At 59.5% G+C, this 21,105-nt stretch carries 20 protein-coding genes; 5 read left to right on the top strand and 15 right to left on the bottom strand.

Features of this window, described 5'->3' with window-relative positions; all coding sequences use genetic code 11:
* Positions 1-27 precede the first annotated feature (27 nt).
* The gene (locus tag RV1423_RS15855) at positions 28-852 is read left to right on the top strand and encodes a universal stress protein (protein WP_034298369.1); all 825 of its coding nucleotides are present in this window, start codon (positions 28-30) and stop codon (positions 850-852) included.
* 66 nt (positions 853-918) lie between these two features.
* Here RV1423_RS15855 and RV1423_RS28570 read toward each other — a convergent pair whose 3' ends face one another.
* The 5 genes from RV1423_RS28570 to RV1423_RS29865 form a co-directional block, all read right to left on the bottom strand.
* Positions 919-1,623 carry a potassium channel family protein gene (locus RV1423_RS28570; RefSeq protein WP_051516708.1) on the bottom strand — a complete coding sequence of 235 codons (705 nt, stop codon included), beginning with the start codon at positions 1,621-1,623 and terminating at the stop codon, positions 919-921.
* A 227-nt stretch (positions 1,624-1,850) separates the two neighbouring features.
* The gene (locus RV1423_RS15845) at positions 1,851-2,123 is read right to left on the bottom strand and encodes a hypothetical protein (RefSeq protein ID WP_034298368.1); all 273 of its coding nucleotides are present in this window, start codon (positions 2,121-2,123) and stop codon (positions 1,851-1,853) included.
* Positions 2,124-2,303: 180 nt separating this feature from the next.
* The gene (locus tag RV1423_RS15840) at positions 2,304-2,483 is read right to left on the bottom strand and encodes a hypothetical protein (protein WP_034298367.1); all 180 of its coding nucleotides are present in this window, start codon (positions 2,481-2,483) and stop codon (positions 2,304-2,306) included.
* A 4-nt stretch (positions 2,484-2,487) separates the two neighbouring features.
* Complete coding sequence (locus RV1423_RS15835) at positions 2,488-2,940, bottom strand: GNAT family N-acetyltransferase (RefSeq protein ID WP_034298366.1); 453 nt, start codon at positions 2,938-2,940, stop codon at positions 2,488-2,490.
* 569 nt (positions 2,941-3,509) lie between these two features.
* Positions 3,510-3,734: a hypothetical protein gene (locus RV1423_RS29865; RefSeq protein WP_155835125.1), complete on the bottom strand. Its 225-nt coding sequence runs from the start codon at positions 3,732-3,734 to the stop codon at positions 3,510-3,512.
* Positions 3,735-3,755: 21 nt separating this feature from the next.
* On the opposite strand from RV1423_RS29865, the gene RV1423_RS15830 reads away from it, so the two are divergent.
* Positions 3,756-4,553 (top strand): transporter substrate-binding domain-containing protein, encoded by a 798-nt coding sequence (locus tag RV1423_RS15830; RefSeq protein WP_034298365.1) that lies wholly within the window; start codon positions 3,756-3,758, stop codon positions 4,551-4,553.
* A 218-nt stretch (positions 4,554-4,771) separates the two neighbouring features.
* Here the strand turns inward: RV1423_RS15830 and RV1423_RS15825 are convergent, their stop codons facing one another.
* The 10 genes from RV1423_RS15825 to RV1423_RS15775 form a co-directional block, all read right to left on the bottom strand.
* Complete coding sequence (locus RV1423_RS15825; protein WP_034298364.1) at positions 4,772-5,326, bottom strand: winged helix DNA-binding protein; 555 nt, start codon at positions 5,324-5,326, stop codon at positions 4,772-4,774.
* A gap of 128 nt (positions 5,327-5,454) precedes the next feature.
* Positions 5,455-7,116, bottom strand: coding sequence for a methyl-accepting chemotaxis protein (locus RV1423_RS15820; RefSeq protein WP_034298363.1), 1,662 nt, complete (start codon positions 7,114-7,116; stop codon positions 5,455-5,457).
* 225 nt (positions 7,117-7,341) lie between these two features.
* Entirely contained in the window at positions 7,342-8,418 is a 1,077-nt protein-coding gene (locus tag RV1423_RS15810) for a porin (RefSeq protein WP_034298361.1), read from the bottom strand.
* A gap of 208 nt (positions 8,419-8,626) precedes the next feature.
* Positions 8,627-9,223, bottom strand: a complete 597-nt coding sequence (locus RV1423_RS15805; RefSeq protein WP_034298360.1) for a hypothetical protein — start codon at positions 9,221-9,223, stop codon at positions 8,627-8,629.
* A gap of 98 nt (positions 9,224-9,321) precedes the next feature.
* Positions 9,322-10,110, bottom strand: a complete 789-nt coding sequence (locus tag RV1423_RS15800; RefSeq protein WP_034298359.1) for a putative hydro-lyase — start codon at positions 10,108-10,110, stop codon at positions 9,322-9,324.
* 1 nt (position 10,111) lies between these two features.
* Complete coding sequence (locus tag RV1423_RS15795) at positions 10,112-10,819, bottom strand: ABC transporter ATP-binding protein (RefSeq protein ID WP_034298358.1); 708 nt, start codon at positions 10,817-10,819, stop codon at positions 10,112-10,114.
* Positions 10,819-11,532, bottom strand: coding sequence for an ABC transporter ATP-binding protein (locus tag RV1423_RS15790; protein WP_034298357.1), 714 nt, complete (start codon positions 11,530-11,532; stop codon positions 10,819-10,821). Before RV1423_RS15790 ends, RV1423_RS15795 begins: the two co-directional genes overlap by 1 nt.
* Positions 11,529-12,569, bottom strand: coding sequence for a branched-chain amino acid ABC transporter permease (locus RV1423_RS15785; protein ID WP_081768843.1), 1,041 nt, complete (start codon positions 12,567-12,569; stop codon positions 11,529-11,531). Before RV1423_RS15785 ends, RV1423_RS15790 begins: the two co-directional genes overlap by 4 nt.
* 34 nt (positions 12,570-12,603) lie before the next feature.
* The gene (locus RV1423_RS15780) at positions 12,604-13,470 is read right to left on the bottom strand and encodes a branched-chain amino acid ABC transporter permease (protein WP_034298356.1); all 867 of its coding nucleotides are present in this window, start codon (positions 13,468-13,470) and stop codon (positions 12,604-12,606) included.
* 136 nt (positions 13,471-13,606) lie between these two features.
* Complete coding sequence (locus tag RV1423_RS15775) at positions 13,607-14,884, bottom strand: ABC transporter substrate-binding protein (protein WP_034298487.1); 1,278 nt, start codon at positions 14,882-14,884, stop codon at positions 13,607-13,609.
* Positions 14,885-15,032: 148 nt separating this feature from the next.
* Between RV1423_RS15775 and RV1423_RS29860 the strand changes: the two genes are divergently transcribed.
* The 3 genes from RV1423_RS29860 to RV1423_RS15765 all read left to right on the top strand — a co-directional run bounded on the left by RV1423_RS29860 (position 15,033) and on the right by RV1423_RS15765 (position 21,041).
* Positions 15,033-15,332, top strand: a complete 300-nt coding sequence (locus tag RV1423_RS29860; protein ID WP_155835124.1) for a hypothetical protein — start codon at positions 15,033-15,035, stop codon at positions 15,330-15,332.
* Between the two features lie 266 nt (positions 15,333-15,598).
* On the top strand, positions 15,599-19,225 hold the full coding sequence (locus RV1423_RS15770) for a hydantoinase B/oxoprolinase family protein (protein WP_034298355.1): 3,627 nt from the start codon (positions 15,599-15,601) through the stop codon (positions 19,223-19,225).
* A 268-nt stretch (positions 19,226-19,493) separates the two neighbouring features.
* Positions 19,494-21,041, top strand: coding sequence for a methyl-accepting chemotaxis protein (locus tag RV1423_RS15765; protein WP_034298354.1), 1,548 nt, complete (start codon positions 19,494-19,496; stop codon positions 21,039-21,041).
* The last annotated feature ends 64 nt before the right edge of the window (positions 21,042-21,105 follow it).

Raw genomic sequence — 21,105 nt, 5'->3', positions numbered from 1 at the left:
ACAACACTAAACCTGCAAGGTGCATCCATGACTTACAAAACCATACTCGTACACGTCGATGAATCCACGCACGCCGCCGCGCGCATCAGATTAGCCTCGGAACTCGCCTTCACCTTCGACGCACATCTGATCGGCGCCGCCATGACCGGCATCTCGCGCTTCATCTATCCTGACGGCGTGGTCTTCATCGCATCGGTCATCGACACCTTGCGCGAACGCGCCCAGCTTGACCTGAAACAGTTTGAAGAAACCGCTCGCCAGCGCGGCGTCACCTCCGTCGAAAGCCGCCTCACGGAAGACGACGCGGCCGGAGCGCTGGTCCTGCAGGCGCGCTACAGCGACTTGGTCGTGATCAGCCAGACGGATCCGACCGAACGCGAACCCGGCGACGTCTACGATCTGCCTGAATATGTACTGCTCAATTCTTCGCGCCCGGTATTGACGATTCCCTATGCCGGTAAATTCGACAACGTCGGCAGCAATATCATGGTCGCGTGGGACGGCAGCATGGAAGCCACACGTGCCATCACCAACGCGCTGCCGTTCCTGAAAAAAGCGCGCAACGTCAACGTCGTGCTATTCAACCCCTCGGCGCTATTCGATATCCATGGCCAGCAACCCGGTGCGGACATTGCGCTGTATCTGGCGCGTCACGGCGTGAAGGTCAACGTCCTGCAGGAACCCACCGACCTGGACGTCGGCAATGCTCTGCTCTCGCTGGCCGCCGACACCGGCGCCGATCTGCTGGTGATGGGCGGCTACGGCCACACGCGCTTCCGCGAGGTACTGCTGGGCGGCGTCACTAAGACCATCCTTAACAGCATGACCATACCGGTACTGTTCTCGCACTAAGGCTGTCAATAATCGATTTGCGAGATACATTCGCACTTGCAAATCGATGGTTGTCAGGCCCAAGCGTCAACCACTTCTGTCGATGCCGCCTTGTCCTGATTGCAGAGCTTGTTTCAGCTCTGCTCTCAGGGCCGCGATCTCGGCGCGCAGCAACTTGGTGTCCGCATGCAATTCACGGCGCACCAGCTTTTCGTCTTCCCCCACCAGGATGGCGGAAATGCTGGCGGTGAAAACCGAAAACAAGGCATATCCCAACAGCACGATGAAAACAGCAAAAACACGCGACGCCGGCGTGGACGGCACCATGTCGCCGTATCCCAGTGTCGCCCCCGTCAAAAACGCCAGCCACACGCCGTCGGCATAATTCTGCACTTTCGGTTCGAGCAGATAGAAGCCCTCGCCGGCGACGGCGAGAAGGAACAACGCAAGCGCGGCAATTTGCAGCAAACGGTGCGGCGCCACATGACGCGCCAGCAACGTGGCAAGACGCAAGAATACGATCGCGCAATACACGAGACGCAGCAGCCACTCGACAGCATGCCAGGCCGGATCGTACTGCCACGCGCTGAGCAGCGCACCGGCAAAAATCACGAAGTCGACCATGAGGAAACGCTGCTGTCCCGCATCCTTGCGGCGCGACACGTAGAGATGCACGCCGATCAGTATCGTGACGGCCGCATAGAGCCATCGTCCGGCATCGTGGTACGGCGAAAGCGTCTCGTTAAGCGCCAGATAAAATGCCGGAATGGACAACAGCAAAGAGGCCAGCAAAGACGCTTTCCCCACCTCTTTCCGCGAAAGATGCAACCATGTTCCGCTTCGATGAATCTGCATTGATGTCTCCTCTGGCAAATGCATTCCGATGCGTCACACCATACCCCGCTTCGAGAGTTTCTCCTTTGCGTTGCATCAAGCTGCATACAACATGCGGCCGCCTCATCAAAATGGAAATCGCAGCATTCACTGCGCCATATCCGGCCATGCGGCTGCTGCGCCGCTTACTGACGTGCCCCGGCAAGTGCCGGACTGGTCGTATCGGCCTGGAACACCTGCTCGATCAATTCCATGCACTCCTTGGCGGCCGAAATATAATCACGTTCGCCAGGATAGCCGCTGGACAGGTTAGCCAGCTTGCGCGCCCGCTGGACCGACTCCAGCGCGTCATCCCTGGTCAGGTAATCCTTCTTGACGAGCAACGCCAGGATATCGAGGGTGACTGCGTAGTTGGCGATGCAATAACCAAGGGAGATGTCGTTATGATTGTCGCTCATTGTAAGCTCCATTCTAAGTATGTTCCGCGATGGAGAAAGCTTACGACAGCGACATTGTTAAAGATATCAGGGAATTCCCGATGGTTTGGCGAATGATGTCGGCGTCCGCCAGCGGCGCGTCAATCAACGATGACTGTCCGGGGCGATAACGCCGTTCAGTGAAGCCTGTTCAACAGATGATCAATCCAACCAGCGTTGCGCCGCGTCTGCCAGTTCAGACTTGGCCCGCGCCGGTGCCTCTTCGCGCGCTTCGGCCTCGGCGAACGTCAGCGGCTGGGCATCGACGAAAGTCGGCGCGGAAACGCCGGGAAAACCGAACGCCGCGCGCAACTCCGGCGTCAACGCGTCCGTGCCGCACAACGGATCAGGCCACCTGCGGGGTGACCGGCTTGCCGAAACGCATGGCGCTGCTCAGCATGCCCTGGCGGAAATAGAAACGCTGCGCCAGCGCATTGGCCAGGCCGGTGTCCAACACCAGCCGGACGCAGCCGGCCCGCTCGGCGACTGCGGTCAGCGCATCCAGCAGTCGCGTGCCGCATTGCCGGCCGCGCGCTTCTTCGGTGGTGACCAGATCATCGACGTAGAGGAATTTTCCATAGACCAGGTTTTCCTGCAGGCGATAACCGGCCAGCGCAATCGCTTTGCCGTCCTCCCACTCAGCCAGCAGACGGTAGCCGTCGCCCGCCTGTCGCGCCACGCGTTCGAGGAATTCCGACTCGTCCCGCAGATGCGGACGCAATTGCTTCATCACGGCAAAACAGGCGCGCAGGTCTTCCGGCGCGTCGGCGTGGCGCAGGGGAGTAGCGTTGCAGGTCATGGAAATTCCTTCAAGGCAGATTGAACAAGCCTGCATCTTAAGGAGACGACGGTACAAGGAACAGAGCCAAGAAATGCTAGCCTGACTGAGCCATGTTGTTCGGTCATCCGAATCCCTCTTTCCACTCCGGCAGCACGATTTTCAGCGCGGGGGATCATCGCAACAGCGCGGCGGAATTTATTCGACGCCAGAAAAGAGAAAAAAAGTCATGCGGTCGGGCAGGCATTGCGCCTTCGTTGCCATCGACATTTTTTACAACGCCCGGAAATGATGCAAATAATTCCATCGCTTGCCGAAGACGCACCCGACCGAAGCGTGCCACCACTGAAAAGGTGCATGGCGGATCGTTTCAACACCCGGTATTTACAAGGGTTTCCGAAGAATTTCGCTTATACTGAATCATGCTGTAATGTCGTTCAGTCAAGCCTGTTTTCCCAGCCGTCATCCATCCCTGTGCACGTTGGGATCCAATGTCGTGAAGACGTGCTATACGACGCTGGGTCCTGACTTTCGTCAGGACGACAGTTGTGATGGACTGACTATGCGATAAGGAGCTTTTTAAACTTAACTTAACGGCATTGCGATTCATGCCGCTGTTTTTCTGTTTTTCTGTTTTTCTGTTTTTCTGTTTTTCTGTTTTTCTGTTTTTCTGTTTTTCTGTTTTTCTGTTTTTCTGTTTTTCTGTTTTTCTGTTTTGAATCGTTGTTTGCAGTGTTCTCCTGTTCTGGCATCGCCCTGTTTTTTTTATTGCTGTCCTCTTCGCGCACGCCGTTACCTGAAGTGCGCTCCGTCATCCACCCACATTGAGGGAAGAAATGAAATTCGCGAAACTCCTGGCACTTTGCGCCACCATCGTACTGGCCGCCGCAGCATCCGGCGCCAACGCCGACGCCTTGGCCGACATCGCCAAGTCCGGCACCGTCCGCATCGCAGTTCCCCAGGATTTTCAGCCTTACGGCTCAGTCAACGCCAATCTGCAATTGCAGGGGCTCGATATCGATGTGGCGCAACTCGTCGCCAAGGGTCTCGGCGCCAAGGCGGTACTGGTGCCGGTGGCCAGCGCCAACCGTATTCCTTACCTGCAGACGCACAAGGTGGAACTGGTGATTTCGACGCTGGGCCGCAATGCAGAGCGCGACAAGGTTTTGGATTTTTCGCAGCCGTATGCACCGTTCAACAACAGCCTGTTCGGCGCGCCCGAAATCAAAGTCAGCGGTCCGGTCGACATGGCGAACCAGACGGTGGGCGTGGCGCGCGGCACGTTTGAAGATATCGAGCTGACCAAAACCGTGCCGGCAAGCACGGTGATCAAGCGCTATGAAGACAACAACACATTGATTTCCGCCTATGTCTCGGGCCAGATCAAGTTGATCGGCACCGGCGATTTCGTTGCGATCACGCTGGGCGAAAAAGATCCGGCCCACAAGCCGGTCTTCAAATACACCATCCAGGAATCGCGCTGCGTGATCGGCCTGAACAAGGGCGAACCGGCACTGCAAGCCAAGGTCAACGACATTCTGACCAAGGCCAAAAAGTCGGGCGAACTCAACGCGCTGGTCAAGAAATGGCTGAACACACCGCTACCGGACAAGCTGGCGAACGCTTACGAATAATCCGGAAAGCAGGGACCGCCGCTCCAATGCCGTTCAGTCAGGCCTATTTGGACCCGGTGCCGTGAAAACGTCCGATACGACGCTGGGTCCTGACTTTCGTCAGGATCACGGTTGTGATGGACTGACTAGGCGGCAAGAAGCGTTTGAACTCAACTCAACGGCATGGGGGCCGGCGCCCTGCTTTCGCCAGCAATGAGTGCCCGGTCCCCGGCCGATTTTTACATCGACGTCGCCGAGCGCGCCGCCTGTTCGTACAACCCCGACAGGATGCGCAGAAAGCGCGCCAGTTCTTCCAGTTCGAAGCTTTCGGCCTCGTCTCCAGTCAGGCCCGACACCAGCAGTTGTTCGCGGATATCGTAGTAACGCTTGCAGATTTCCTGGCCCGCTTCATTGGTGGAATACAGTACTTCCTTGCCGCGCCGCTCAGTGTTGACCAGGCCGAGCGAATGCAGCTTCTTGAGCGAATAGTTGACCACGTGCGTGTCCTCGATGTTGAGGATGAAAGCAATGTCGGCCAGCTTTTTTTCGCGCGCGCGATGATTGATGTGATGCAACACCAGCACGTCCGTGGCAGTCATGTCTTTCATGCCGGCGGCGGAAATGCAGCGCACCATCCAGCGGTTGAAGGCATTGCTCGCGATGATCATGCCAAACTCGAACTCGCTCAATTCCTTGCTTCTCCCCGAGGCCAGATGCAATGAGGATACGATGGGCACCTTGCCGCTTCCCGGTTGGGCGAAGGTGGCTTTCATGCTTTTCTTTTCGATCGGCATCGTTTACTTTCCTGATATGAAATCCTCATGTGAAACGCCCGACGCGTATCACCCCGAACCGGTGGCGGCTGCGGCCGTTCACTCATAAAAATATTAAAACCCATTGTGCGGCACCCGATGCAGGCAATTCAACCGGGCAGCCGCTTGACGCGGGAAAAACGCCCGCTACGCCCTGACAGCAGGCCGCGTTTGTTTCCTTCCGGAATAGTCGTTATTTCGGCCACGACGGCATTGGCTTCCGGCGCGCCGGTCTTGAAAATCGATACCGCCCGTCCCAATGCCAAGGAGTGGTCGTGCATGCTTTGCGCGGCAGCGGCGGCCTGCTCCACCAGCGCCGAATTCTGCTGGGTCATGTCGTCGATCTGCTCGATGGCGTGATTGACTTGGCGAATGCCGGCGCTTTGCTCGTCGCTGGCGGCGGAAATATCGGTCATGATGTCGGCCACATGCTTGACGCTGCGCACGATGTCCTGCATGGTGTTGCCGGCCTGGTCGACCAGCGTGCTGCCGGCGTCCACTTTCTTGACCGAGTTCTGGATCAGGCTGGCGATCTCCTTGGCTGCCGAGGCACTGCGCTGCGCCAGGCCGCGCACCTCCGCCGCCACCACTGCGAAGCCGCGCCCTTGCTCACCGGCGCGTGCGGCCTCCACCGCAGCATTCAATGCGAGGATATTGGTCTGGAAGGCAATCCCGTCGATCACACTGATGATCTCGACGATCTGGCGCGAGCTGTCCTTGATCTCCTTCATCGTATTGACCACCTGAGTCACCACATTGCCCCCCTGCATCGCGACTTGCGAAGCGTTCAGCACCAGTTGATTGGCTTGGCGCGCATTCTCCGCATTGTTGTTGACGGCGTCGGTCAGCTCCAGCATGGAACTGGCGGTTTCCTCCAGCGTGCTGGCTTGCAATTCGGTGCGTGAAGACAGGTTGGCGTTGCCGTCGGCAATCTCGCGCGCCGCGACGGAAATCGCGTCGGAGCCGTCGCGCACCTGGGTGACTGCATTGACCAGCCCGTCGCGCATGCCCTGCAAAGCTGCCAGCAACTTGCCGGTTTCATCCTGCGCTGTGCTTTCCACGCGCACCGACAGATCGCCGCCGGCAACGCGCTCGGCGATGTTGATCGCGGCGTTCAGCGGACGCGTAATGCTCCGCATCACCGAATAGCCGACCAGCACCGCCAGCAAGGAAGCGATCGTCGCCATACCGATCATCAACAGGCTGGCCGCGCCGGAAACGCGTTCCGCTTCCTGGCCCGCCTGTTCCATGCCGCGGCCCTGGAAAGCGATCAGGTTGTCCAGCGCCTTGAAGTACGCCGCCTGGTAAGGTGCGATTTCGGGCAGGATCAGATCGCGCGCCTGCTCGACCTGGCCGTCCTTGACCGCCGCCAGGAAATTGTTGAGCACCGGCGTATATTGCGCCCGCGCCGTATTGACAGCGTCGAGCATGCGCTTGCCCTCGCTGGACCTGGTCTCGCCGGAGAAGCGCTTGAGCGTCTCGTCGATGACCGCGCCGGCGCGCGTGATGGTGTTCAGTTCGTCCTTGATTTCATCGACGGTGCTCATGAACAGCAGATTGCGCATGCTGCGCGCGGTTTCATCGAGCGCACCCTTGACCGTATTGGCCATCACCGTGCGCGGATAGAAATCGTTGGCGATGCTGCGGATGTTGCCGTTGATCTGATTGAGGCGGTAGACGCCGATCACGGTCAGTCCCAGCATCAGCAGGATGACGACGCCGAAACCGATGCCGAGACGCTGTCCTATGTTGAGGTGAGTCAGTTTCTTCATGTGCCACTCCCTTCATTCATGCCATTCGCAAATGCATGCCAGTCGTTGTATGTGCGCCTGGCCGGCGGCTCCCCTCAAGAAAGAATCGCTCTCCCCCAAGTGCGAGGCAGCGCGAACGATTCTCAAAGCCGTCGGCGATCAGGCCCGGTCGACGGAAGACGGCAGCGACAAGTGTTTTTCCAGGAACCACTTGCCGCGCCGGCTTTCCGTCAGCCGGAAAAACGCCTAGAACATGTGGCGGATGCCAAGGTTCCAGGCGCTGCTGCCGCTGCCCGCTTCAATCGAACTGCCGACGGTATAGGGCGCACCGTTCTTGTTGCTGATGTGCGCATACATCGCGTACAGGTCGGTGCGCTTGGACAACGCATAGCGATAGCCCAGCGCAAACTGGTCGGCATCCTGATTCAACCTCGTCTTGTCGTTCTTGCGGATATAAGACGCGAGGAAGGTATGCGACACGCCGAACGGTACCGTCACGCCGACCAGCATGTCGGCGCTGTCGGTGGAAGCGACGATCGCGCCGGTGCCGTAGGGATTGACGGTATTGCGCAGCGGCGAGCTGTTGAGGCCCTTGTTGACGCCGTAGGCCGCATGCAGCTTGACCGGACCGAAATTGTAGGTCGCGCCCAGGAGCGTGCTGCGGGCGCTGCCGGTCTCGGTCGTCGCGGTGTCGTTGTTACGACCGTGAAACCCCAGACGGACATTCAGCGGACCGTTGGCATAACCGATTGCCGCGCCGATCTGGCTGCCGGTATTGGTGCTGCCGGCTGTCTCGCCGAAGCCGTACGCCAGTTCGGCGGTGACGCCGCCGAAGTTGGGCGTCACATACTTGACGGTGTTGTCCATGCGGCTGGCGCCATTACCGGTATTCGGCATGATGTTGGCAGCGTCGCCGGCATAACCGGTGCCGAAAGGATCGACCATCGACAGCACCAGGTATTGCGGCGTGTACTGACGACCGGCGGTCACCGTACCGAAGCCGCCGCCCAGACCGACATAGCTCTGGCGACCGAACAACAGACCGCCCTGCCCCAGCGCGCCGGTATCGTTCTGGAAGCCGGTTTCGAGCAGAAACAGCGCGGACATGCCGCCACCCAGGTCTTCCGTGCCCTTGAAGCCGATGCGCGAACCGCCGCTGATGCCGCTGGTCAGTTTGGTGACGTGACCGGCCGCGCCGCCGCTTTCGACCACGATGCCGGTGTCGATCAGACCGTAGATCGTAACCGACGACTGCGCGAGCGCAGGTACTGCCTGGATGCCGACTGCGGCAAAGGCCGCTGCTGCCAAGACTTTATGTTTCATTGAAACTCCCCGATAGATGAAATTGCATCAAACCCAATAAACCGCGTACCGGCCAAGTGTTGTGCGCGCCCTCCTGCTGGCCGGCATGCGCCTGCTCTCCTGCGGCGCCGGGACAATGGCCGTTGTCCCGACGCGTTCAAAGAGAACCTCCGGACACGCAGCGTTGCCGCCTGCTGCGCATCGCAATTCTTTTCTTCCCGCTCTATTTCTATATCGTCAACCGCTCGCGCGGCAGTTCGAACTTGTTGCTGCGAAACTCTTTTAAAAACGCGAATGAGGAATTGCAATCCCCGATGAAGCCGAACGAGGAATCCAGCACCCGCGGCGGCAGCCACGGATAAGGAAGGAACGATTGCAGCGTTTGCAGCAGGTCGCCGGCGACGTCCGCGACCAGCATCATGTGGTCGATGCGGATATGCATTTCGGTGGCATGCCACAGGTCTTCCGGATGCTTGCCAAGGTTCCAGTTGTAGTAACCGCGCCCAATGCGCAATGACGAAGTCGCTTCTTCGCGCATCAGCACCAGCCACGGCAATTGCTCGATGCGATCGTCGCGTGTGGAGAAATTTTCGATGCCGTCGCACACGTAATAAGTGCGGCATTGCGTGAAACGCTTCGCAAAGTCGGTCACCAGCGTCTGCGCGATGCCGTCGGCGCCGACCACCAGCGGCGGAAATGCCACTGCCGTGGCCGAGGTCGAGATGCTGAGCACGGCATTCGGTTCATAGATGTCGTGGATCAGCGAAGGACAGCATTTGTCTTTTGCGTAGACGTACGCTTCCAACAGGGATTTATGCGTCAACATAAAATTCCTCGATTCATGACGGGCGGGCCCGTCGCTATGGGATCTGCGCGCGCCGCCTTCTCTGCATCGCGGGCGCGCTTTGAATGACTCTTACATGGCTATTCGTTCAAACGGTCGGTGACGAACATCTTGCCTGGCGCATGCGTGATGCAGAACGGCAGCTTGCTGAGCTCGGCGACGTATTGCGGCGTCACGCCGCAGGCCCAGAACACCGGCAACTCGTCGTCCATGATCTCGACCGCATCGCCGAAATCGGGACGCATCAGGTCGGCGATGCCGATCTGTCCCGGATGGCCGATATGCACCGGCGCGCCATGCACCTGCGGCAGGCGGGAGGTAATTTCCACGGCGCGCGCGACATCGCGGCTCCTGACCGGACGCATGCTGACCACTGCGTTGCCGCCGAAACGTCCGGCCGGCGCGCATGGCATGTTGGTCTTGTACATGGCGACATTGCGCTGCTGTTCGATATGGCGCAACGGAATGCCGCCGTCGATCAGCGCGCTCTCGAACGAGAAGCTGCAACCGATCAGGAAACTCACCAGATCGTCGCGCCAGTAAGCGGAGATGTCGGCGACCTCCTTCGTCATCGCGCCGTTCTCGAAGATGCGATAGCCCGGCAAGTCGCTGCGCAAGTCCGCGCCCGGCGCGCTGCGCGGTTCGAATACGCCTGCTTCCAGCACTTCCACCAGCGGACAGGGCTTTGGATTGCGCTGACAGAACAGCAGGAAGTCGAACGCATATTCTTTCGGCACGATCATCAGGTTGGCCTGCACGTGGTTGTCGGAGTAACCGGCGGTCGGACCGTCGAATGCGCCGCTGCGGCACATCGCGCGCAGGTCGGCGGCGGATAAAACAGTGTCGTCTTTTGCCATGCTGAGTTTCATGTCAGAGTCCTCCGAGATAGGCCTTCTTGATGTCTTCGTTGTGCAGCAGTTCGCTACCGGTGCCCTGCATCACAATGCGGCCGGTCTGGATGACGTAGCCGTAATGTGCGATTGCCAGCGCCTTGTGCAAGTTCTGTTCGACCAACAGGATTGAGACGCCCCTGGCGTTGACCTGCTGGATGGTGTCGAGCACCTTGGTCACGAATTTGGGTGCGATGCCCCACGACGGTTCGTCCAGCAGCAGCAGCCTCGGCCTGGCCATCAGCCCGCGCGCAATCGCCAGCATCTGCTGCTCGCCGCCGCTCATGGTGCCGGCGAGCTGATGGCGGCGCTCCTTGATGATCGGGAAGGTCGCGTACATGTCTTCGATCGATTCCTCGATCTCATGCTTGTCGCTGCGTGTGTAGGCGCCCAGCTCCAGATTGCGCTGGACGGTCAGGCGGCCGAACAGGCGGCGGCCTTCCGGCACCAGCGACAGGCCGAGGCCGACGCGGTCAAAGGCCGGCACCTTGCCGATGTCGACGTTGTCGAACACGATGCTGCCGGCATCGACCTTGTTGAGTCCGGCAATCGCGCGCAAGGTGGTCGACTTGCCGTTGCCGTTGCCGCCCACCAGCGCCACCAGGCTGCCCGGCTTGACGTCGATATCGACCTTGGACAGGGCCAGCACGCCGTCGTAGCTGGCTCGCAGATTTCTCACCTGTAGCATCATTCATCTCCCAAATAGGCGGCGATCACATGCGGATCGTTGGATACGTCCTGCGGCGAACCGTCGGCGATCTTCTTGCCGTAGTCGAGCACCACGATCTGGTTGGCGATGGGCATGATGCCTTCCAGCACATGCTCGACGATCAGGCAGGAAATTCCCTGGTCGCGGATCTTCAGTACGACGTCGACGGTCTCGCGCACTTCGGTCGGGTTGAGTCCGGCCATGACTTCATCCATCAGCAACAGCTTGGGCCTGACCGCCAGCGCGCGCGCCACGGCGAGGCGGCGCTGTTCGCTGATGGTCATGCTGCCGGCCGGCTTGTCGGCGAAGCGGCCGAGATTGACGAAGTCCAGCAACTCCTGCGCGGTGCGGCGCGCCGCGCCGACGCCGCGCTCGTTAAGGAAGGCGCCGACCATGACGTTTTCCAGCGCGGTCATGCTGGTGAAGGTACGCGCCACCTGGAAAGTGCGGCCGATGCCGACGCGCGCGCACTGCTCCGGCGTCATGCCGGAAATCTTCAGGTCTTCCAGCCAGATGTCGCCGGTGGTCGGCGGTGAATAGCCGGCGATGCAGTTGAACATGGTGGTCTTGCCGGCGCCGTTGGGACCGATCAGGCCGACGATTTCCCCGGCCTGCACCGTGAAGGAGATATCCTGGTTCGCGGTCAGGCCGCCGAATTTCTTATAGACGTTTTCAACGCGTAACAGGCTCATTTGCTTTCCTCCTTTGCCGCTTGCGCCTTGATGGCCTTGCGACGGGCGAACATGCTCTTTACGTAGCCGAGAATGCCGTTCGGGTAGTACACCGCGATCACGATGATCAGCGCGGCGTAAATGATCAGGTCGGTGCCGCGACCGGAGCCGCCGAACATGGTGCGGGTGCCTTCCTCGATGGCGGTCAGCACGCCGGCGCCGACCAGCGGACCGAACAGGGTGCCGATGCCGCCGAGGATGGCGACCAGCGCCATCTTGATCGACATGCCGGTGCCAAGCACCGACGCCGGGTCGATGTACAGTTCCTTCTGCGCGTACAGGCTGCCGCCCATCGCCGTGAAGAAGCTGCTGACGGCGAATGCGATCTGCTTGTACTTGCTGAGACTGACGCCGAGGCTGCGCGCCGCATCCGGCTCGTCCTTGATGGCGCGGAAGTAGTAGCCGAGGAAACTGCGTTCGACGATGAAGTTGGCCAGCAGGGTCAACAGCAGCAGAGCCAGCGCGATGTAGTAGTACGGCTCCTTGCCGGCAAAGATCATGTTGGCCCAGCCGCCCTCGCCCATCGGAATGGTCAGGCCGACCGCAGCGCCGGCGAAATCCCAGTTGGTGAAGACGATCTGGATGATTTCGGCCACGGCGATCGTGGCCATCGCGAAGTAATGGCCCTTGAGGCGGAAGCAGGACCAGCCGATCACCAGGCTGACCAGCGCCGCGATCACGCCGCCGGCCATCATCGCGATCCACGGATTGATGCCGTAGACCGAGAACAGGATCGCCGAGGTATACGCGCCGATACCGTAGAAGGCGACATGGCCGAGCGACACCTGACCGGCGTAACCGCCGACGATGTTCCACGACACGCCGATCTGCGCCGCCATCAGGATCAGGATCGCCAGGTTCTGATGCGAAGGACTGGTGACATAGAGCGGCAAGGCCAGCGCCAGCACGAGCAGCGCAACCAGCAATCCGTGCACTTTATTGAAGCCGGGAGCGGACGCGGTGGACGTCAGCGCCAGGCCGGGAGTATTTTTGAGCATGAGGTTCCTCTCTGAATAAATTGGGCCGCCGGGTTCAGGCCTTGCCCATCAATCCCTGCGGGCGGAACATCAGCACCGTCAGGAACAGCGCCAGCACGATCGCCATCTTGTATTGCGGCCCGAGGAAAAAGCCGCCCATCACTTCGATCAGGCCGACCAGCACGCCGGCGATCAATGCGCCGACCACGCTGCCGAAGCCGCCCAGGTTGACCACGACGAAGGCAATCAGGATGAAGTTGGCGCCGACTTCGGGAAAGATCGGGAAGAAGGTCGACAGCAAGGCTCCCGCCACGCCGGCGCAGGCCGCCCCGACGCCCCAGGCCAGCGCAAACATCTTTTGCGAGTCGATGCCCATCAGTTGTGCCGCTTCCTTGTCGGCGGCGGTCGCTTCAAGCGCGGCACCGATTCTGGTACGGGTCAGGAACAGGTAGATCACGCCGGTGACGATGATCGCGCCGATGCCGGCGGTCAGTTGCGGTGCGCCGATCTGGATGCCGCCGATGGACACGTGACCACTGACCATCGAGTTTTCGACGGTGCGGAAGTCGGCCTTCCAGAAAAATTGCGCGATGCCGCGAAACAGGATCATGAGGCCGAAGGTGGTGAAGATTTGCGACACCATCGGCGCGTTGGTGATCTTGCGGATCACCAGTTTGTACAACAAGGCGCCGAGCGCGAACAGGAACAAAGCTGTCAGCGGCAGCGTGAAAATCGGATCGAGCGCATACAGCGCAAACAGCCAGAAACTGGAATACATGCCGAACATCAAAAACTCGCCGTGCGAGAAGTTGACGATGTCCATGACGCCGAAGATCAGCGTCAGTCCGATTGCCACGAGCGCATAAATCAATCCGATCAACAAGCCGGACGCCAGGGTCTGCACCAAAATTTCCCAAGACATAAGTTTCCCCTTAAACGCATCATTTACGCGCCGTAAATACCCGCGATGAACATTGAATCCGAACGGCAGGCCGCGCCGCCTGTGCTGCATGTACCGCCATTGCGCCGCCGGCCTGCCGTTTCCCTGCCATGACTTGTTACTTGCGCTGATCCCACTTCGGCATCGGCCATACGATGTCGCGCGTGGCCATGTCGAACGGCCACACGGTGTAGTACTTGCCGTTGATCACTTGCAGCAGAATGCCGGAGCCGAACGTGTTCTGGCCATGCTCGTCGAACTTGACGCCCTTCCACGGCATGATCAGCTTGTTGCCGGGAATATTGGTTTCAGACAGCGCCTTGCGGATTGCTTCCGGATCGGTCGAACCGGCGCGGTTGATCGCATCGGCCAACGTCATCAGGCCGGTGAAGGTGCGCGACGAGTTGCCGGTGAAGTTGATCTTGTAGCGCGCATTGAACAGATCGTTGACTTGCTTGATCAGCGGGTTCTTGGCGGCCAAGTCGAGCGACCAGACGTCGCGCGTGATAATGTAGTCGGCGTCCTTACCCAGCGTCTTGACGAACTCGGTGTCGATGAAACCGGCGTCGTTGGCCAGGATCATGTCCGGCGTAAAGCCCAGTTCCTTATAAGTCTTCATCGACAGGATGGCATCGCCGAGGTAGGACGACTGCAGCACCACCTGCGGCGCGGCGGCTTTGAGCAACTGCACTTCGGAAGTGAGCTGGGTGCTCTTGGCCGGATAGACGATGGTCTTCACCAGGTCGTAGCCGCGATCCTTGGACAGCTTGGTTTCGAGCTTGGTGGTTTCATTGCCCCACAGCGTGTTTTCGTTGAAGGCGCCGAGCTTGCTGATCTTGATGCCCTTCTTGGCTTCCAGCTCCTTGAAGAACTCATAGAAGTTGGTGACGAACAGGTCGTCATGCGCCGTGGTGCGGAAGAACCACTTGAAGCCGCGCTGCGTCAGCGACGCCGACGACGACTCCGGATTCAGGTAAGGCACCTTGTAGCGTTCCGCGACCTGGCTGGTGGTGGCGGTGACGTTGCTGAAGTAGGCGCCGACCACGGCCACTACCTTCTCTTGCGTGATCAGGCGTTCCGCTTCGGTCGCGCCGACTTGCGGGTTGCCTTGCGAATCGGCGAACACCAGCTTGATCTTGGCGCCCTTCAGATTAGGCAGGCCGCCGCCGGCCGAAAACGGCAGGTTGGGCACGCTCTTGGCGCCGTTGTTGATGATGTCGGCAGCCAGTTCCAGCGCGTCTTTCATTTCGGCGCCGGTCGAGGCGGCGGCGCCGCTCAGCGGATAGATCACCCCGATCTTGATTTCCTGCTGCTGCGCATGCGCCGACCAGGCAGCCATGCAGAAAGACGCGGCCAGGCCGGCTTTGAAAACACGTTTGAAGACGAGACCTAACATGATGAGACGCTCCTTGTTGTATTGACGAATGACATCCAAACTTCCCCGCTGCATGAAGCTTTGAGCGAGGAACTCCCCAAAAACAGCCATTGCTTGCCGCCACCTCTCCGCTGCAATAACAAAGGCTGTGTGAAACCACTCCAATCCGGTGAACCGGCTGGACTTCACTACAAGACTTCATACCGATGCGACGCGACCGCCTGTGAAGGCTGCCCCGGCACGACGGCGTGAGGTCTTGCTGGTGTTGCGCTGCGACTTCTATCGACTTCTCAATTCAGGATTCGTCGGGCACGGCCTTGTTGCATACCGGCTTTGTGCCGGCATGAAGGACGCGCTCAAAAATGGCGGCGGTGTCGACGCTGATCTGCCTTCCGCTCTTTTTACTTGGTTCTATTCCCATTTTTATCTCCTTTATTTTTTTGTTGAATCCTATATGTTTCATCGATAATATGTCAATAAATTATTAGTATTTAAAAAAATAAATGATCGCCAAATCATTAACGAGTTATTAGCAAATCGCGTGCCTGATTTTACGTTTCACCCCTGCATCAGCCGCAAATACAGATACAGCAAGGCTTTGAGGAGGATTTAACTGGTCTTTCCAGCGTTTCCTCATATAAACATTTGATACGTTTCGCACGGTTTATGTGCAAAATATCGATAATTCATCAACAAAAATGCACCTGGAAGTTCATTTGAGAAAGGCAATGCACCATGAATCAAGAACAGACCATACTGGGCGAACAACGCTGGCAATTCTGGATCGACCGTGGCGGCACGTTCACCGACATCGTCGCGCGCCAACCGGACGGCACCCTGCTGACGCACAAGCTGCTGTCGGAAAATCCCGAGCAATATAAAGACGCCGCCGTTGCCGGCATCAAGCGACTGTTGGGACTCAGACCCGACGAAGCGATCTCGCCGCAACAAGTCGAAGCCGTGAAGATGGGCACCACCGTCGCCACCAATGCGCTGCTTGAGCGCAAGGGCGATCCCACCGTCCTCTTGATCACCAAGGGTTTTCGCGACGCCTTGCGCATTGCGTATCAAAATCGCCCGCGCCTGTTCGACCGCAACATCGTGTTGCCGGAACTGCTGTTCGAGAAAGTCGTGGAAGTCGACGAGCGCCTGAGCGCGCACGGCGAAGTGGTGCAGCCGCTGGACGACGCGTCGGTGCGTCGGCAACTCGCTGCTCTATATAAGGAAGGCTATCGCTCTGTCGCCATCGTGCTGATGCATGGCTATCGCTTTACCGCGCATGAAGAAAAACTGGCTGAGATCGCTGCCGACATCGGCTACACGCAAATCTCGGTGTCGCATGAAGTCAGCCCGATGATGAAGCTGGTCTCGCGCGGCGACACCACCGTGGTCGATGCTTACCTGTCGCCGATCCTGCGTCGCTACGTCGACCAGGTCGCCGGTGAAATGGACGGCGTGCGCCTGCTGTTCATGCAAAGCAACGGCGGCCTGACCGACGCCCATCGCTTCCAGGGCAAGGACTCGATCCTGTCCGGCCCGGCCGGCGGCATCGTCGGCATGGTGCGCACGGCGGAGACGGCCGGCTTCGACAAGATCATCGGCTTCGACATGGGCGGCACCTCGACCGACGTGTCGCATTACGCCGGCGAGTTCGAGCGCGAGTTCGAAACCCAGGTTGCCGGCGTGCGCATGCGCGCACCGATGATGAGCATCCATACCGTAGCGGCAGGCGGCGGCTCGATCCTGCACTTCGACGGCGCCCGTTATCGTGTCGGTCCGGACAGCGCCGGCGCCAATCCCGGTCCGGCCAGCTATCGCCGCGGCGGCCAACTCGCCGTCACCGACTGCAACGTCATGCTGGGAAAAATCCAGCCCGCCTATTTCCCCAAAGTGTTCGGCCCCGCCGCCGACCAGGCGCTGGACCGCGACGCCGTGGTGCAGAAATTCACCGAACTGGCAGACCGTATTTATAAAGAAACCGGCAATCGCCGCACGCCGGAAGAAGTCGCCGAAGGCTTCATCGAAATCGCCGTCGGCAACATGGCCAACGCGATCAAGTTCATCTCGGTGCAGCGCGGCCATGACGTCACCGACTACACACTGACCACCTTTGGCGGCGCCGGCGGCCAGCACGCCTGCCTGGTCGCCGACGCGCTCGGCATGACGCGCGTCTTCGCGCATCCGTTCGCAGGCGTGCTGTCGGCGTACGGCATGGGACTGGCGGACCAGACCGCGATGCGCGAACAGGCGATGGAACTGCCCCTGTCGGGCGACTCGATCGGCAAGCTCGACGCGGAACTGACCAAGCTGGCCGCGCAAGCCGCTGAGGACCTGCTGTCGCAAGGCGTAACACCGGCGCAAATCGACGTCATCAAGCGCGCCCACCTGCGTTACGACGGCACCGATTCGGTGATCGTGGTGGCCTTCGGCGATATGGCGAGCATGGTGGCCCAGTTCGAGTCGGCTTATAAGAAGCGCTATTCCTTCCTGATGCCGGAAAAGACCATGATCATCGAAGCCATTTCGGTGGAAGCGATCGGCGTCTCCAACGACCGCGAGGAAAAGGCCGAGCAATTGCCGCCGCGCGACGGTGCGCTGAGGTCGAGCGAAACCGTGAAACTGTTCTCGGGAGGCCAGTGGCATGACACCGCGCTGTACCGCCGCGAAGACATATGTCCCGGCGACGTCGTGCACGGCCCCGCCATCATCGCCGAAAAGAACGCCACCAATATCGTCGAGCCGGGCTGGCTGGCTGAAGTCACGCCGCTGAACCATCTGGTCATGCAGCGCTATCAGGCGCGCACGCAGCGCAAGGCGATCGGCACCACAGCCGATCCGGTGATGCTGGAAGTGTTCAACAACCTGTTCATGAGCATCGCCGAACAGATGGGCCTGCGCCTGCAAAACACCGCCTTCTCGGTCAATATCAAGGAACGCCTGGACTTCTCGTGCGCGCTGTTCGACGCGCAAGGCAACCTGATCGCCAACGCGCCCCATATCCCGGTACATCTCGGTTCGATGGGCGAGAGCATCCGCACCATCATCCGTGAGAACGCCGGCAAGATGCAGCCGGGCGATGTCTTCATGCTCAACGATCCTTACCACGGCGGCACGCATCTGCCGGACATCACGGTGATCACGCCGGCTTTCGACAAGAACGGCCGCGACATCCTGTTCTACGTCGGATCGCGCGGCCACCATTCAGACATCGGCGGCATCACGCCGGGTTCGATGCCGGCCAACAGCACCGTAGTGGAAGAAGAAGGCATCCTGATCAACAACTTCCAGTTGGTGCGCGCCGGCCGTTTCCTGGAACAGGAAACCGTCGCCCTGCTCGGCTCCGGTCCTTACCCCGCGCGCAACATCGCGCAGAACCTGGCCGACCTGCAGGCGCAGATCGCCGCCAACCAGAAAGGCGTTGACGAATTGTTGAAGATGGTCGATCACTTCGGCCTCGAAGTGGTGCAAGCCTACATGGGTCACGTGCAGGACAACGCCGAGGAAGCGGTGCGCCGCGTCATCACCCTGCTCAAGGACAGCACCTATGAATACCCGCTCGACAATGGCGCGGTGATCAAGGTGGCGATCCGCGTCAATCACGCCGCACGCACCGCCGACATCGACTTCACCGGCACCTCGCCGCAGTTGAACAACAACTTCAACGCCCCCAGCGCGATCTGCATGGCGGCGGTGCTGTATGTGTTCCGCACGCTCGTGGACGACGAGATTCCGCTAAACGCCGGTTGCCTCAAGCCGCTCAACGTGATCATCCCGGAAGGCTCGATGCTCAACCCCCGCTATCCGGCGGCGGTGGTGTCGGGCAATGTCGAGACCTCAAGCTGCATCACCAATGCGCTGTACGGCGCGCTCGGCGTGCTGGCGTCGGCGCCGGGCACGATGAACAATTTCACGTTCGGCAACGGCGAGTACCAGTACTACGAAACCATCTCGGGCGGCTCCGGCGCCGGCAAGGGGTTCAACGGCACCGACGTCGTGCAAACGCACATGACCAACTCGCGCCTGACCGATCCGGAGATCCTCGAATGGCGCTATCCGGTCCGTCTGGAAAGCTATGAGATCCGCGAAAATTCCGGCGGCGCCGGCCAATGGCACGGCGGCAACGGCGGCATCCGCAAGATCCGTTTCCTGGAAGCGATGACGGCCTCGATCCTGTCCAACAATCGCATCGTCCCGCCGTTCGGCGCGGCGGGTGGCGATCCGGGCCAGTGCGGCCGCAACATGGTGATCCGCAACGACGGCACCCAGGAAGAGCTCAGCTTCGTGGCCAGCACCGAGATGCAGCCGGGCGACATTTTCGTCATCACCACGCCAGGCGGCGGAGGCTACGGCAAGATGGGCTGATGTACTTGCCTTGCAGTAAATAGTTTCTCTTGAGCAGTCGTCCCTTTGCGGTATTGCCTTCATTTTCATTTCGAAAGGCAATACCGCTTTTTTCCTATCAGGAAAAGACTGAGACGTAATCCGTCAATTCGGTGTTGTGGGGACGCATTGGCATGCTAAGATTTTCGCACAGAGATTCGACCCAGTATGTTCGGTCAAATCAAAAAAATGACCCGGGAAAATTCTTTCCCGTCACTTAGCAGCTTCGTCAAGAAAAGGGGAATCCATAGTGAACAAACTATCTTTAAAACAGAAGCTGTGGCTTCCGCTGGTCTTCTCGTGGGTGACGCTGCTGGCGTTATCGGTATGGAACATCTATGAAACCCGCAAGCTGCAGATTGCCGAGCGCCAGCACGCGCTGATCGACATCACCGAAATGTCGTACTCCGTCCTGGCCGGCCTCGCCAAACAAGCCGCCGACGGCAAGATGTCGGTCGAAAATGCAAAGAAGGAAGCGATTGCCCGCGTCTCCGACCAACGCTATACCGGCAACGGCTACATCACCTTGGTGGGCGCCGATTCGGTCGTCGTGATGCACCCGATGAGTCCCAAACTCAATGGCAAAAACATGTACGACTTCAAGGATGCCAAGGGCAACCAACTATACAAGATGATCGCCGACGTCGGCGCGTCGCCTGCGGGCGAAGGCTTCCTTGAATACTGGTGGCCGCGTCCCAATGAAGAAAAGCCCAGTTCCAAGATGGGCTTCGTCAAGCGCTTCGGGCCGTGGAACTGGAATCTTGTCGCCAGCGTTTATCAGGACGACATCCAGGCCGCCTTTTACCGTTCGCTGGTCAAGGCCGGCGCGGTGCTGCTGATCCTCGGCGCCATCATGTCCGCCATCGCCATGCTGGTGGTGCGCAACATCTATCGCTCCATCGGCGGCGAACCGAGCGAAGCGTCGCAGATCGCGCGCAAGATCGCCGAAGGCGACCTGACCGGCGCGATCGCCGTGCGCAAGGGCGACGAAGCCAGCCTGGTGTCCTCGATTGCCTATACGCGCGACCGCATGGTCGATACCGTCAGCAACATCCTCAAGGCGACCGACTCTATCAAGCAATCGGTCGATGAAATCGCCGCCGGCAACATGGACCTGTCCAACCGCACCGAGGAACAAGCCAGCTCGCTCGAGGAAACCGCTTCCGCCATGGAAGAAATCACCTCGACCGTGAAACAGAACGCCTCCAACGCCAAGCACGCCAGCGAGCTGGCGGTGTCGGCATCGACGGTCGCGGAAGAAGGCGGCAACGTGGTGCAAAAGGTCGTCCAAACCATGGATTCGATCAACGCCTCTTCAAACAAGATTGTCGAAATCATCAGCGTGATCGACGGCATCGCCTTCCAGACCAACATCCTCGCGCTGAATGCAGCAGTGGAAGCAGCGCGCGCCGGAGAACAAGGCCGCGGCTTTGCGGTGGTGGCCAGCGAAGTGCGCAGCCTGGCGCAACGTTCGGCAGCCGCCGCGAAGGAAATCAAATCGCTGATCGACGGTTCGGTGCAGGAAGTGCGCACCGGCTCCGACCTGGTGGAGCAGGCAGGCAAGACCATGAGCGAAGTGGTCGACAGCATCCACAAGGTCAGCGAAGTAATCAAAGAAATCGCCGTCGCCAGTTACGAGCAAAGCGAAGGCATCAATCAGGTCAACCTCGCCATCACGCAAATGGATGAAGTCACGCAGCAGAACGCCGCGCTGGTGGAAGAAGCCGCTGCCGCGTCGAAATCGATGCAGATGCAAGGCGACAACCTGGTGAAAGTGGTCAGCGTCTTCAAACTCTGAGGTTGCTCCGCCCGGTGAAAAAGCCCATGTTCGCAAGAACATGGGCTTTTTGCTGATACGGCGG

The organism is Herbaspirillum sp. RV1423, assembly GCF_000577615.1.
GTDB lineage: Bacteria > Pseudomonadota > Gammaproteobacteria > Burkholderiales > Burkholderiaceae_D > Herbaspirillum.
Note: the sequence above shows the minus strand (reverse complement) of the source record. Positions and strands in the feature narration are given on the sequence as shown.